Here is a 14,296-nt window from a genome sequence, read left to right as displayed (position 1 = left end):
AAGCCATGAATCCGGCTCCCCCACAAAAGCCACCGCAAACTCTGGACGAATGGACAGAGCTACTCCGCGTGCAGGAAATGCCGATTTTCTCCAACACCGCGCATAATATCTACGCGGCGTTGGACGACAGGCACAAGGGGGCCATCGAGCTGGCGACGGTAATTCTGCAAGACCCCAACCTCACCGCCAAGCTGCTTAAGGTGGGCAGCAGCCCTTACTACAATCCATCGAAACAAAAGATGAGCACCGTATCGCGCGCCATCGTGGTATTGGGCGCGGAGGTGATCAGAGAGCTGACGCTGGCTTGCTCGTTTTTCGAAGCGATGCTGTCGTCCACCAACAAGGACAGGGCTAATCGAGAAATTGCGTTAGCCTTGCATGCCGCCGTGCAGGCCAAGGATTTGGCGCTCAGCATGGGAGATACCTCGCCCGAGGAAGTGTTTGTCGCGGCGCTACTGCACAATATCGGCCACATTGCCTTCTGGTGCTCCGGCAATCCGCAATCCAAAAAAGTCCATGAGCAAATCGAAAAAAGCGGCCTGAACAATCGCGAAGCTGAGAAAAAAATACTGGGCTTCACCTTGCAAGACTTGGGCAAAAAGCTCAGTAAATCCTGGAGCCTGGGCGGCCTGATAGAAGACGCCATCGCCAAGCCGGATTCCGCGGAAAAACGGGTGCAAATGGTGCAACTAGGGCATCAGATTTGCTTGGCTCTAAAAGCCGGCCGCGACTCAGACACCATGCGGGCTTGTCTGCAGAAAGTCGCCGCATTCACCGGCCTGCCAACGGAAACCCTGAAAACAAAGATCGACAAAAACACCTCGGAAGCCGTGCATATCGCCCGCCAGTTTGGCGCCAACGATGCCTCCAAATTCATCAGCACCGAAGCCATCATTGCCAAATTCGAAGACGCTGAAGAGGAAAAGGCCGACAAGAAACAGCTGCAATTTCAAATTTTGCAAGACATCAGTAGCCACATCAGCGGGCAAATCGATCTAAACGGCCTGTTTGAAATGGTGCTGGAAGGCATACATCGTGGCGTAGAAATGGACAGAACTTTGTTCATGCTGCTCAGTCCGGATAAACAGACGCTAAACGAAAAATTTTCCTTAGGCTGGCATAAAATCGGGCTTGACCAAAAAATCCGTATTTACAATTCCGAACCGTCCGCGAACTTACTGTTTCACGCCTTGCAACAGCAAGAAGGCGTCTGGCTGTTTCCCCAGCAGCATCGCGAGCTTTACACGCCGCAAATCCGCCAGCATATCGGCGATTACGAGTGCTTTGTTTTCCCGGTTTATGCGGAGAAAAAGACCGTGGGCCTCATTTATTGCGACCATTCTATTCATGGACTACCCTTAACGCGCGAGGACTTCACCGCAGCCAAGCATTTTGCCAAACAAGCGCATATCGGCTTAACCCTATACTGCATGAAAAACCACTAATCCATGACAGACTATCAGCTTGCCAATCTTCAGGTTTTTCTCGTCGAACCGTCACATACTCAGCAGCAAATCATCTCCCATTTTTTACATGCTTGCGATATCAACGACATTACCTGCCTAAATACCGGCGCGGAGTTGTTCGAGCGTTTACAGCACTCCCGGCCCGATCTGATTATCAGCGCGATGTATTTGCCCGACATGACCGGCGTGGAGTTGGTAACCTCGCTTCGCAAACACGACGAGTCCTACGAAATGGCCTTTTTGCTGATTTCCAGCGAGACCAATATCAAATATCTGGAACCGATCCGCCAGGCCGGCGCCATCGCCATATTACCCAAGCCGTTTACCCGTCAAGCCCTGGAAACCGCCCTGCATTCCACGCTGGAGTATGTTCGTCCTGAAAAACTTAACCTGACCCATCTGGACATAGAGGACCTGAGCGTGCTGCTGGTAGACGACAGCGAATTCTCGTTGAAATACTTGACCCGAGTTTTCGAAAATATTGGCGTTGGGCAAATTGTGACCGCTCATGACGGCAAACAAGGGCTGCAAATGTTCAATCAGCAGTATTTCGATCTCGTAGTCACCGACTACAACATGCCGCAGATGGATGGCCTACAACTGGTCGATCACATTCGCAACCATTCCGAGCGCGGCTCGGTACCTATTCTGATGGTTACCAGCGAGCAAAATGAAAGCCGCCTGGCGGCCATCGAAAAATCCGAAGTCTCCGCCATACTAGACAAGCCCTTCGAAGCCACTTCAATCAAGCGCCTTCTGATTAATTTGCTCAATTGAGCTAATCTTGTGTGGCGAGCGAATACCCCACAATATGCACGGCTATGAGAATCCCGGATCGAACCAATGTCCGATGCGGCCATGATCGAGCTCATCCGGTTTTCGCGCAAAATATGCCAGGACTGACCACCAATAGCCCCAAATTAAGGTACGGAATATGAAGCCGACTATCACGCCTAACAATAACGAAAAAAAACTCGCGGACGATGATTTTATCGTTTCCAAGACCGACACCTCGGGGCGGATCACTTACGCTAATCGCATTTTTATGGAAATCGCCGGCTATCCGGAACACCAATTGCTGGGCATACAGCACAACATCATCCGACACCCGGACATGCCGCGCGGCGTGTTCAGATTTATGTGGAATACCTTAAAAGCCGGTGACGAGTTTTTCGGATTTGCCAAAAATCTATGCCGGGATGGCGGATTTTATTGGGTATTTGCCAACATTACGCCGGATTATGACAAGGACGGTAAATTGCAGGGTTACTATTCGGTGCGCCGTAATCCGCCCCGTAACGCACTGGGGGTCATCATACCGATTTATCAAGAAATGTTGGCCATCGAGAAACGCCATTCAGTCAAAGATGCCCCGGATAAATCGCTGGAATACCTATTTGACGTGGTTCAGCAATCCGGCGCTAAAAATTACAATAGCCTGGTGCTAAGCCTTTACAAGCCCAACGGAGTGTAAGCCATGAATTCAAATGCCAATATTCCGTTTTTAAGAACCAAGCTGAATTATGCGGTGGCAGCCGTTATATTTTTTACTGTTGCGGCATTCGTCTACACGCTTATCACGCATGGCTTTTCCTGGCTCATGCTTGGCTTGCTGCTGCCGTTGCCGGTGATAGCTCTGGATGCCTGGCACGCCGGCAAACAATGCCTGCTGGTATTAGAGCGTATAGAAGAAGTGCTGAGACACACAAATCAAGGCCAACTCTATCATCGCGTCACCAAAACGCGAGGCATGGGCGAAGTCGGCAAAATAGCCTGGGAGCTCAATGAGACCTTGGACATCATGGAGTCTTACTTCAAAGAAATGAACTCCTGTTTCCAGCACGCAGCCGAAGGCAATTATGACCGTTATGCCTTGGTTGACGGCTTTCCGGGCATACTGAAAAAGTCGGCGAAGAATATGAACGACGCCATCAAATTAATGGATGAAAACGACAAATTGACGATCAAGCGGCGTTTATCGGCCGGTCTGCATGCGCTCAACACCAACAATTTGCTCAACAATCTGAAAGGCAATCAGAGCGACTTGCTCAATATCACCGAGCAAATGCAGAAAGTAGAAAATATTGCTGTGGAAACGGGTGAAAACGCCAACGCCAGCCTATCGGCAGTGGAAACCATCAGCAACTCCCTGTCCGACATCAATGCCAATGTACATTCGGTGTCGGATGTGATCGGTGCGCTGATTAACGACAGCAAAAAAATTACTGAATCCTTATCGATGATTACCGGAATTGCCGATCAAACCAACCTGCTGGCCTTAAACGCCTCCATAGAAGCGGCACGCGCCGGCGAGCATGGACGGGGCTTCGCGGTAGTCGCGGACGAAGTCAAAAATCTCTCCGAGCATACCAAGAACGCCGCGTTGGAAGTCTCCAGAACATTGAAATCGTTTAATAAGCGAGTCGAACAAATGCAAATCGAGGCTGAAAGTTCGTCATCGCTGTCGCAAGAGATACTGGCTCAGGTCAACTCCTTCCGCCAGCAGTTTTCCAATCTCTCGCAGTCGGCAAAAATTTCGGTCGATTACATTTCTTATGCAAAAGACAAATCCTTCGGCGTCCTGGCCAAACTGGATCATGTGGTTTACAAACAAAACGGCTATGTAGCGATAGAAACCTTCAGCGAGTGTCCGCATCACCAAGCGATCATGGTAGACAACCATAATTGCCGGCTAGGAAAATGGTATTACGAAGGGCTGGGCTATGAAAAATTCCGCTCGACCAGCGCTTACGCCAAATTGAATCAGCCGCATGCCGAGGTGCATAGGACGACGCAAAAGGCTTATGAAGTCTCTCGATCCAAATGGGTGGATGATCCAGGCATGCTGGATGAGATCATTCGGCAAATGCAACTGGCCGAGGCCGCCAGCGCCGAGGTGATGCAGTATATCGACGCGATGGTGGAAGAAAGGCATAAAAACATATAGTCCACCGCTTTACAGAATCGCCGTAGCGCAAGTCGCTTCGGTGCAAAGCGCAGCAACATGCACTGAGCTGCCTAACTTCCCAAATATTCCACCGTCACTTCCGCTAATCCGTGCATACCGATCTGTTCCGCCGCGCCCTGGGACAGATCGATAAGTCGATTAGCCTTGAATGGCCCCCTGTCGTTGATCACCACATCCACAAAACGGCCGTTACGCAGATTGGTAACCCGAACTTTAGAGGGAATCGGCAGCGATTTATGCGCCGCCGTCATGCCGCGCGGATCGAAGCGGTCGCCATTGGCCGTAAAATTACCGGATTCTGCGCCATACCAGGAAGCCAATCCCTGTGCTTTGTACCCTAGCGCGCTTTGCAGCGGGGAATAAATTTTACCTTTGACTTTATAAGATTTGCTGTAAGTAGTCTTGGTCGTACCATTCAGCATGGCTTGATCGTCAGTGCGTTGCAGCGTCGGAACACTGGAACAGGCACTAAGTAGACTAATAAACATCAGCGGCATAACTGTATGCCATCGCCGCACGTTGAGGCTAAATCGGCTTGAAAAAACCGATACCGTGTTTAACAACATAACTGTTTCTCCGCGTGGAAGACTACTTAAACAAGCAGTCTTCAATGGATAGCGTTGAAAAATTCAGACGAGATTGCCGAGCCGGTTTATCCTGACGGATTGCTCAGTTAACTACCCGATGGCCGCGTTGGCGTAAGCAGTTGTTGTAGGCGTTTTTATAGCGGTCTTCGGATTGAATACCTTGTTTGGATGCACCGCCGATACCGCCGGCAGCCGCACCGATAGCCGCGCCTTTTCCAGGGCTGCCGAGCACTGCGCCCAAAGCGGCGCCGCCGGCCGCGCCAATCAGGCCGCCAACGCCGGCGCCTATTGCGGCTTCCTTCGCAGTACCTCCGGACGCTTGCGATGCCAATTGCTGGCACTCATGCATATCCTGATTCAAGCGGTAAGAATTTGGGTTATTGTAAGCATCGACGGTTGGCGTCCAGCCGGTTTGCGAAGCGCAAGCCGATACCAACAGACAAGCGACAGTGACTGAACAGACTGTTAGCTTCGTCATTATCTATTCATCCCATTGCCAATCCACGAACCGGCCGCAGCACCGATACCGGCCGCCAATGGGTCACCGCGACCCATTTCATAACCCATCGCACTACCCACCAAACCACCGACCAAACCTTGCGGAGAACGTTGGTCGTACCCGCCGTATCTAACTGGCGGGGGTGGCGGCGGCGCGTAATAGCGCTGTTGCATGGGCACATATTCCACTACTCGCTCGGGCACATACACCCGCTCCACAGGGTAAGCAGGGTAATACTCGCGTCCATAACCGTGACCGTGATGGTGGTGCCGATGATGACGATGCTCGCCCCAATCGTCATCGGCCAAAGCCGCTGACGAAAACAACAAACCGATCAACATGATTTTTGTCACTCTGAACATATATGACTCCTTGTTGGGAAATTATTCAGTTGCGGCAAATTCTAGGGAGACTGGCTTAAAACAGAATTAAGGGCAGATTATGATCGGATTAAGAATCTCGCCGCGCCGATTAGCCCGTTAAGCAACGAAATCAGCAATTATCTGGGCATATTCTTGTCCGACCTTGAAGGCCCTGATTCGTCATTAAACAGAACGGGCGATAACTGCATTCGCGGTGGGTTGTAAAATACTTAGAGTTGTTTTTGGACCGTTTCAACTTGCGTTTGAAGTTGGAAATCTACCGATGCATTCCACGTCAGAACAGCGAAGTCTACTCCTCCGACACCACCATCTTCCTGAACCCAAACCACTCATCCAAAACCTGGTGCACATCGTCAATGCCGACTTTGTTCAATGCGGAAAACAATTGCAAAGTCACCACAATATCCGCTTGACTCAAATCCCGCTGCACCTGCAATAAAGTAGTCTTGGCCGCGCCGAATTTCAGTTTGTCGGATTTGGTCAACAAAATGTGCAAGGGCAATTTGCGATGTTCGCACCATTCAACCATTTGCCAATCGAAATCGGTGAGTGGGTGGCGGATGTCCATGACTTGAACGATACCGCACAGGGCTTGGCGGTCGTGTAAGTAGCTTTCCATCATCTGCCGCCAATCTTTTTTGATGGCTTCCGGCACTTTGGCGTAACCATAACCGGGCAGGTCGACCAGTTTGCGTTGGGCGTCTATTTCAAAAAAATTCAGCAATTGGGTACGGCCGGGGGTTTTACTGACGCGGGCCAAGGCATTTTGTTGCACCAGCGTATTGATTGCACTGGATTTACCGGCGTTGGAGCGGCCGGCGAAAGCGATTTCCATGCCTTGGTCGGGCGGCGCATCCTTCAGTTTGGGGGCGCTGTTGATGAACTTGGCTTGGTGGTAGATGGGATTCATCACAGTCTCGCTTAGTGTTTATAAATCGGTTAGAATCCAGGCATTATAACGTCCGGCGGCTGACATCAGCTTGCTTTATATCGAATCAACTTTCCTGAGCAGGGGCCCATAATGATAAAAAAATTGCTGACTGTTTCCATCTCTTTGTTGTTGGCAACTGCCGCCGGTCATGTAAATGCGCAAGGTAATGCCAGCGCCAGCGCCGGAAAAACCAAAGCCGCCAGTTGCGCGGGCTGCCACGGCGAAGACGGTAACAGCACGATGCCGGCGTTTCCGAAATTGGCGGGACAGCATCAAACTTATTTGGTTAAGCAATTACAAGCGTTCAAGAGCGGCGCGCGCTTGGCCCCGATGATGGCGCCATTAGCAGCGGGCCTTGACGAGCAAACAATTCAAGAGCTTGCCAGTTATTATGCTGGCAACAAAATTTCCACCAATCCGGCGCCCAAACTGCCGACGAATGATGACGACGATGCGCCCGCAAAAACCCCTGAGCAAGAAAAAGCCGCGCTGGATGCCTTAATTACGCAAGGTAGCGACTTATACCGTAACGGCAATATCAGCCGCGAAGTGTCGGCATGCGTGGCATGCCACGGCCCTTATGCTGAAGGCAATAAACCGGCCTCATTCCCGTCCTTACATTCGCAGCACGCCGATTATCTGATTAAAAGTCTGACTGATTTCAAAACCGGTGCCCGCAGCAACAACCGTGAGAACATGATGCACATGATCGCCACCAAAATGACTGACGAGGATATTAAAGCGGTTGCTTATTACATCTCCACGATGAAATAAGCCTTCGTTATCCGGCGGAGTTGCTGCTCTGCCGGATTTGATCCAGTCCTTGATTCACAAGGATTAAATTCTCTTCCTCGTTCTTGTCGCAACCTGCCTTCCTCGCTCTGAAAGCTCTCTTCCTGAAGGCCGGCGCGGAAGCGTTGCCTTGAAAACTGGACAAGGTCAGCTCCGCAACAGATTGGATTAGATTACAGAACTGCGTTTGCTTGAATGTGACGGAGTGAGGGCTGACGAGGCGCGGACCAGTCCTTGACTGGGTGAATACGTTCGATTTTTTGTCAAATTGTTTACGCATCTGCGTGTAAACATGGTTTTTTATCGGGAATACATTATTACGGAGAACGTTGATGTTAAAAATAATCGCATTGTTGGGACTGTTGGGCTTTTCTTCGCTGGTAAATGCAGAAGGCGGTTACGAAGCCATAACGCCGGCCCAGCCGGTACAAAATCCGGACAAGATCGAAGTGATCGAATTTTTTTGGTACGGCTGTCCGCATTGCTATAGCCTGGAGCCGTCTATGGTGGAATGGCTGAAAACCAAACCCGCCAATGTTGAGTTTATCCGTCAGCCGGCGGTATTCAGCGATCTGTGGGGCAAGCATGCCAAGGCCTATTTTACGGCCGAAGCTTTAGGCATTTTGGATAAAGTCCACGCCGATCTGTTCGATGCGATTCAGAACAAGAAGCAAAAATTAGTCAGCGAAGACGAACTGGCTAAGTTTTTTGCCGATCATGGCGTTAAGGACGAGGATTTTCGCAGTGCTTTTAACTCGTTTTTGGTCGATGCCAAGCTGCGTCAAGCCGAATCTACCGGTCCTCGTTACGGTATCAGTGGCGTACCTGCGCTGATTGTCAACGGCAAATACAAAGTCACCGCCCAGTCGGCCAAATCTCAAGCCAACATGTTGACCGTAGTCAATCAATTGATCGCGCAAGAGAGCCAGAAAAAATAAACACCCCACTAACGAATTGCCGCACAGGGACGTGAGGGACGAATGCTGATTGTAGGATATTCTTCACAAATTCAACGATAGTCTATAATCAAGCGTCTAAGAATTTAAGAATTAGGGCACGTTTCATGGTTTTTTTTAAAAACAAGGATGAGGGTCCAGACAGGTGGAAGGAAAAATACCTCAAGCTGTTGGACGACCAGGAACACACTGAAAAACAATACAAAGCCAACGAAGAGTTGTTATGCAAAACCATCGTCCGTTTTGCGCTGGCCGTAAAAGGCCTGAATCGGCAACTTGATCCTCACTTAAACCGTATTCGCAATTTATTAAAAAGCGGCCTGCAAAGTCAGCAATTGCAGAAAGAGCTATCGGCTTTTTCTAATGCGCTGATAATGCTGGAAGAATCGCCTGAGCCTTCGCTCATGGACGCTTCATTGCTGTTCGAGTTTCTTGGCAAACAATATCCCCAACACTCGGATCAGCTTGATGAGATTCGCGAAAAATACGAAAACCGCCTGTTCAGTAACAATCAGGCCTTTTATCTGGCACTGTTGGAGCTTATAGAGGGCAACAAGCCGCTTACCAACATGGACTTGGCCTTGGAGCTAACCGGAGCGGATGCTAAAGCCATCAATATTCAACTGGTTCGTTTGTTGGACAATGCGGAAATTCCGTTGGTTTTTGCCGAAGACGCCGAAAAGATCAAAAACCGGCTGCATGCCGATCAAGCCTTAGGGCCTATTTTTGACGATACGGTTGCATTGCTGTTGGCGATAAAAAAACATTTGGAATCCGAACAGCAGGAGATGGCGGCATTTTTGTCGAAATTGACCGAGCAATTAACCGAGTTAGGTGTAAAAGCGACCGGTGTTAACGCCGCCAACGAAATAAGGGTTAAAAAGCGCAATCTGCTGGATCAAGCGGTATCCGAGCAAATTATGGAGCTACGCGAAAAGTCCGAGAACGCGACGCAACTTGAGCCGCTGAAGCAAATTGTCAGCAGTCGATTAACCACTATCACGCAACAGATCCAAGCACACAATCTCCAGGAACAGCAGGAACGCGATAAAACCCAACGGGACATGCAGATCCTGTCACAAAGGTTGCGGGAAATGGAGTCCGAGTCCTCTGAGTTGCGCTCGAAACTGGATCTGGCCCAACATCGCGCGACCCGCGATCCGTTGACTAATCTGCCCAATCGGTTGGCGTTCGAGGATCGATTGGCGGATGAGATGGCGCGTTGCCGACGGCATAAATCGCCGATGACACTAATGGTTTGGGACGTGGATCTGTTTAAGAGCATCAACGACACTTATGGCCATAAAAGCGGGGATAAGGCCCTGATTGTGATAGCCGAATTATTACTCAAACACTGCCGGGAAACCGATTTCGTGGCGCGTTTCGGCGGCGAGGAGTTTGTGATGATATTACCCGGCGCTGATGCCAAATCCGCCTTGGTGATCGCGGAAAAGCTTCGAAAAACCCTGGAAAACAGTAGCTTCAATGCCAATGGCAACAAAGTGTCGATCACCTTATCCTGCGGAATGAGCCAATTTATCGATGGCGACACTAACGAATCGATTTTCAATCGAGCCGACTCAGGTTTGTACCGCGCCAAACAAACCGGCCGTAACCGCTGCGTTGTCGTGTAACCAAGTCTGATTCATGGCAACTGCTAACCCTTATTCCGCACCACTCGATAACGAAAAGTTTTTATACAAGCTCGTTATTCAGCTGCTGATTTTTTGCCAAGGCAGCCACAAGTTGTTGGAGCCCCATCTTCTGGCAATAGGTGCAAAGTTGCGCAGCGGCGCTAATGCGCAGGAATTACTGCCTGAGTTGCAAGCGGTTTCCAAAACTTTGTTACACATTTCCAAACAAGCCAAGCAGAATGTGAGCGTCGGGGAAGACGATGCTACTGAGTCACAACACAACTATTTGCTGGAGCGTTTAGATGAACTGCTTGGCGAAACTGAGGTGCCTTTACGTTTTCAGCAACAGACGTCGCTATTAAAGCAACGGGTCAGAGCTAATCTCAGCGAGGATTCGTATAAGAAAGTCATCGACTCAGCGATTACATTGTTGCTGAACATCAAGGATTACAGCGCCTCCGAGCAGAAAGGTATCGATGTATTTCTCGGCGATTTAAGCGAGAGGCTGGACGAGCTCGGCCAAGACGTAGAAACCGCCGGGCAAGCTAATCGCGCATTGATTGATGATCGCGAGATTATGAACACCGAAATTCACAGGCAAGTCGGCAATCTAAAGGACTCGACACAGGCGGCTGAAGAACTCGATTTGCTGAAGAACCAGACAGCCGAGCATCTTGATCGTTTGCTGGAGCGGTTACTTGAGCATAAACAAATAGAAGATGAAAGGCAGCGGGATGCACAAGAAAAAATTGAGTCAATGACGCAAAAATTGCAGGAACTGGAAACCGAGACAGAAACCCTGCGCGTCAAACTTAAGATAGAGCACGACAAAGCCCTAAGCGATTCCTTGACCGGATTGCCGAATCGTCTGGCGTATAACAATCGTGCGGAAATGGAATTGAAACGTTGGAAGCGTTATAAAGCGCCGCTAGCGCTGATCATTTGGGATATTGATTTTTTCAAGCAAATCAATGACACCTACGGCCACAAGTCCGGCGATAAAACCCTGGCCTTGGTTGCTCAGCTATTGCTGAACAACTGCCGGGAAACTGACTTCGTCGCCCGTTACGGCGGCGAGGAATTTGTGATGCTGATGCCCAACACTAGTGCGCTTCAGGCGCTGGAAATGGCGGAAAACACCCGCAAGATGATTAAAAGCTGCGGATTTAATTCTAACGGCGAAAATATCAATCTAACCCTGAGTTGCGGTATCAGTGAGTTTATAGACGGCGACATGCATGACGATGTGTTCGTGCGGGCCGATCAGGCGCTCTATCAGTCCAAACAAGGTGGGCGCAATCGCTGTACGGTGTTCGAACGATAATTTTTAACGGCTCCTACCTTTTTGGCGGTTCTTTTAGAACACTGGCTATCTAGCGCAAAAAGTTAGTTTTTTAGCATCGCCTCTACAAACGCGCTCCCCACAACTGAGCAATCTGTTCGCTTACTCTCAGCCAAATAAAAATGGATAGCTAACCGATCTGAACGGTGTATTGGCTGTTAGGCAACGGTCGAATATGCCGATTGCCTCATCGCAGGAGATGATTTCCTGCTGACTGTCCAGGATATAGTGGGCTAAATTAAGGATACATTTCCAGTGGCGGCGATTGTCGATAAAGCGAAAAGCCTGAAGCAACAATTCCTGCATTTTCTCTTCCCGCTGACTTTTTGACGCGATGAAGTGATCCAGGTAACTGAGCGCCTTTTCCAGATCGCTGCAGCCGCCGTAGTTATGTAAGGCATTGAAACTTATTAGATTGATATTAAAAACTTCGTCATCGCGAATGGACACGTATTTGGCTTCCGCCAAAGGCCCAACCAATAAGTTGACAACATCCGCTTCGTAAGCGCGTTGACAGGCGTGCTGCTGCTTATCGTCGGATAAGTCGTTAAAGCTTTCCACGACAGCAATCGGCAAGTTTTGGATTAAGTTGCCGTCTACGACTTTCGCAAAAAAATCGTCGTAAGCATTAACAGGCCGTTTGACATGTATTTCAAAAAATACCGGAGGTAATTGTTTTTGGCGATTGCCAAGATGGATAGCCGCGGCATGACCGGCTTCATGAAAAGCTGTGCGCCAATTGAGTTCGTTAGGGTGCACGAAAGTTGACGTAGTTGAATAGTAGTTTCGTTCCATAGACAGCAACCTCATCCAGAAAAAAGATGCGGCCCAAGGGCCGCATTGAGGAAGGATATTAAAACTCTTTACCCTTTAGGAGAGGGAGCGCATACATAAGAGTTGCATACAGTTTAATGCTGGAAGCGCGTTTTGAAAATGTGACAAATTGACGCGCGGCAAACTGTCACTCGATATAACAACGACTTTTCGGGTTGAAAAAACAGGTATTACGGCGTCATACCCATTAACGTAAAACTTAAGCGTCCTGTTTACTGCGATGCTTAGTCCAGAACGGCAAGGACAGCATAAGCAAACAAGCCAGCCAGCCAAGCAACTGTTGGTTATACAAGGTGTAGCTCAGCGCAAAGGGCAAACCTTCTGAAAAGCCTGGGTGAGCTTGAATGAAATCCCGGCCATCCATAAAGGCTTTGACCTCTCCCAGTATTAGCGCGATGGCGCCAAAACTCAGTAAATAAGCCAAGAACCGATCACGGCGGCTTTGCAAGTTCCCGCCAATTAGACTGTCAAACGCCAAAACTCGGCCATTGAATTTATGCTCCTTTAGCCATAGGCAAGCAATCAAACCGATCACCCCAATAGCCGGAATGGCAAACTGCTCGATCGGAAAGCTCAAATAGCGCCCATTCATAGCCAGTCCGTAAGTTTTATAAAGTGCCAACAATATGAAGACTAGATAACCGGCTCTTAAGCTATTGGCCAACTTAATACTGCCTGGTTTATCAATCAAAATATCGCTGCCACGTTCAAGCAGCAGCGCGCCGAGAATCGTATTCGCGATCACCAAGGCTACGGTATAAAGCCTTTGCCAAGTGCTGTAACTGGTGTACCAGAGAAAATCGGCCAATGTCACCAGGCAAACGCTGAAGACTTGCGCCAGGGTGAAAAACGCCAACATGCGGATCAGCGAAACTTGCTCCAGCTTTTTGGAATACCTCGCGATTGCCAACAGCCAGATCAGCGTGGCGACGGCAAAGCGGATCGGCCAATTGGGTGCTTCGTTGACCGGGCCGGTCAACGGGAATACTGGTTCGCGGTCCGCCGAGAACAAGCCCCAGTTGGCCCCCACCACGCCCTCCAGTTCACTTTTCCAGGGTTGGTTAAAGGCTTCGACAATGTTGTAATCAAAGCCGTGGCGATTGGCGACCTGGATCATGCCGCGAATGAATGTGGCTTCGTTGACGACACCAGGAATGGCCATGCCGCGCTGTCTGCCGGCGCTGGGCCAACCGGACTCACCTATCAATATAGGTTTGCCGGGCGCAATGCCACGGGCTTCGTCTTCTACCTGTTTGACAATTTTTTCCAGATGCTGCGAGGCATTCTCCACCGAAATGGGTTCATCCTCCCAATAAGGCAGGATGTGAATGGTGATGAAGTCCACTTCGTTGATCAGTTTGGGGTACTTCATATACATCGACCAGACGTCCGCATAAGACACGGGTTGCTTGACCGCTTTCTTCACCTCGCGGATATAACCTATCAGCCGGTCAACATCCATGTCGCCGCGCAATAACACTTCGTTGCCGACAATCACTCGTTTCACCACGTCGGGGTTTTCATTGGCCGATTTGATCAACGCATTAACTTCATTACTGTTGTCTTTGTACCCGTAACCAAGCCAGGCGCCCTGGATCATTTTCAATCCGTGTTTGCGAGCTAACCCCGGAGTGGGTTGTTGGCCGCCGAGACTGGAGTAAGTGCGGATGCTTTCCGTTTTGTCTGCCAGCAGACGCAAGTCTTCATCGATATGTTCCGGCAATGGGAATTTTTCTTCCAGCGGACTAAAGCCCTCCCGAAACGGTGCGAAGGAGAGGCTCATCAACTTGCCGGAGGGCACGTCCGTGCCGGCGTCTTGCGGCTGATTGTTCAACCAGGCGAAACTGCCGTGAACTAAAAAAATGAAAATCAAACAAAGCAATACTCTGATGCTGGGCATAATC

The 14,296-nt window shown here is 49.8% G+C and carries 14 protein-coding genes; 8 read left to right on the top strand and 6 right to left on the bottom strand.

Features of this window, described 5'->3' with window-relative positions:
• Nucleotides 1-5 precede the first annotated feature (5 nt).
• The 4 genes from ACMXD4_RS01945 (at nucleotide 6) to ACMXD4_RS01930 (ending at nucleotide 4,413) form a co-directional block, all read left to right on the top strand.
• Nucleotides 6-1,445, top strand: coding sequence for an HDOD domain-containing protein (locus ACMXD4_RS01945; RefSeq protein ID WP_415879685.1), 1,440 nt, complete (start codon nucleotides 6-8; stop codon nucleotides 1,443-1,445).
• A gap of 3 nt (nucleotides 1,446-1,448) precedes the next feature.
• Nucleotides 1,449-2,243 (top strand): response regulator, encoded by a 795-nt coding sequence (locus tag ACMXD4_RS01940; protein WP_415879684.1) that lies wholly within the window; start codon nucleotides 1,449-1,451, stop codon nucleotides 2,241-2,243.
• Between the two features lie 157 nt (nucleotides 2,244-2,400).
• On the top strand, nucleotides 2,401-2,940 hold the full coding sequence (locus tag ACMXD4_RS01935) for a PAS domain-containing protein (protein WP_171696795.1): 540 nt from the start codon (nucleotides 2,401-2,403) through the stop codon (nucleotides 2,938-2,940).
• Between the two features lie 3 nt (nucleotides 2,941-2,943).
• The gene (locus tag ACMXD4_RS01930; protein WP_033158510.1) at nucleotides 2,944-4,413 is read left to right on the top strand and encodes a methyl-accepting chemotaxis protein; all 1,470 of its coding nucleotides are present in this window, start codon (nucleotides 2,944-2,946) and stop codon (nucleotides 4,411-4,413) included.
• A gap of 71 nt (nucleotides 4,414-4,484) precedes the next feature.
• On the opposite strand, the gene ACMXD4_RS01925 is transcribed toward ACMXD4_RS01930, so the two are convergent.
• The 4 genes from ACMXD4_RS01925 to yihA form a co-directional block, all read right to left on the bottom strand.
• Entirely contained in the window at nucleotides 4,485-4,931 is a 447-nt protein-coding gene (locus ACMXD4_RS01925) for a septal ring lytic transglycosylase RlpA family protein (RefSeq protein ID WP_415879683.1), read from the bottom strand.
• Nucleotides 4,932-5,103: 172 nt separating this feature from the next.
• A complete protein-coding gene (locus tag ACMXD4_RS01920; RefSeq protein WP_033158508.1) occupies nucleotides 5,104-5,499 on the bottom strand; it encodes a glycine zipper family protein in 396 nt (131 codons plus the stop codon).
• A complete protein-coding gene (locus tag ACMXD4_RS01915; protein WP_033158507.1) occupies nucleotides 5,499-5,882 on the bottom strand; it encodes a hypothetical protein in 384 nt (127 codons plus the stop codon). Before ACMXD4_RS01915 ends, ACMXD4_RS01920 begins: the two co-directional genes overlap by 1 nt.
• A gap of 310 nt (nucleotides 5,883-6,192) precedes the next feature.
• Complete coding sequence (gene yihA / locus ACMXD4_RS01910) at nucleotides 6,193-6,813, bottom strand: ribosome biogenesis GTP-binding protein YihA/YsxC (RefSeq protein ID WP_033158506.1); 621 nt, start codon at nucleotides 6,811-6,813, stop codon at nucleotides 6,193-6,195.
• A gap of 111 nt (nucleotides 6,814-6,924) precedes the next feature.
• On the opposite strand from yihA, the gene ACMXD4_RS01905 reads away from it, so the two are divergent.
• The 4 genes from ACMXD4_RS01905 to ACMXD4_RS01890 all read left to right on the top strand — a co-directional run bounded on the left by ACMXD4_RS01905 (nucleotide 6,925) and on the right by ACMXD4_RS01890 (nucleotide 11,540).
• On the top strand, nucleotides 6,925-7,608 hold the full coding sequence (locus ACMXD4_RS01905; protein ID WP_415879682.1) for a c-type cytochrome: 684 nt from the start codon (nucleotides 6,925-6,927) through the stop codon (nucleotides 7,606-7,608).
• A gap of 350 nt (nucleotides 7,609-7,958) precedes the next feature.
• Nucleotides 7,959-8,564: a thiol:disulfide interchange protein DsbA/DsbL gene (locus ACMXD4_RS01900; protein WP_033158503.1), complete on the top strand. Its 606-nt coding sequence runs from the start codon at nucleotides 7,959-7,961 to the stop codon at nucleotides 8,562-8,564.
• 125 nt (nucleotides 8,565-8,689) lie between these two features.
• Nucleotides 8,690-10,216, top strand: a complete 1,527-nt coding sequence (locus tag ACMXD4_RS01895; protein ID WP_205452762.1) for a GGDEF domain-containing protein — start codon at nucleotides 8,690-8,692, stop codon at nucleotides 10,214-10,216.
• Nucleotides 10,217-10,229: 13 nt separating this feature from the next.
• Nucleotides 10,230-11,540 carry a GGDEF domain-containing protein gene (locus ACMXD4_RS01890; RefSeq protein ID WP_171696802.1) on the top strand — a complete coding sequence of 437 codons (1,311 nt, stop codon included), beginning with the start codon at nucleotides 10,230-10,232 and terminating at the stop codon, nucleotides 11,538-11,540.
• Between the two features lie 126 nt (nucleotides 11,541-11,666).
• Here the strand turns inward: ACMXD4_RS01890 and ACMXD4_RS01885 are convergent, their stop codons facing one another.
• Together ACMXD4_RS01885 and ACMXD4_RS01880 are read right to left on the bottom strand one after the other, a co-directional pair.
• Entirely contained in the window at nucleotides 11,667-12,353 is a 687-nt protein-coding gene (locus ACMXD4_RS01885; protein ID WP_171696803.1) for a hypothetical protein, read from the bottom strand.
• Between the two features lie 238 nt (nucleotides 12,354-12,591).
• Nucleotides 12,592-14,292, bottom strand: a complete 1,701-nt coding sequence (locus tag ACMXD4_RS01880; RefSeq protein ID WP_171696804.1) for an exo-beta-1,3-glucanase — start codon at nucleotides 14,290-14,292, stop codon at nucleotides 12,592-12,594.
• Nucleotides 14,293-14,296: the final 4 nt, after the last annotated feature.

This window comes from Methylomonas sp. TEB, from assembly GCF_047777895.1.
In the GTDB taxonomy this organism is placed as follows: domain Bacteria; phylum Pseudomonadota; class Gammaproteobacteria; order Methylococcales; family Methylomonadaceae; genus Methylomonas.
The sequence above is the reverse complement of the archived record's forward strand: the minus strand, read 5'-3'. Positions and strand labels throughout refer to the sequence as shown.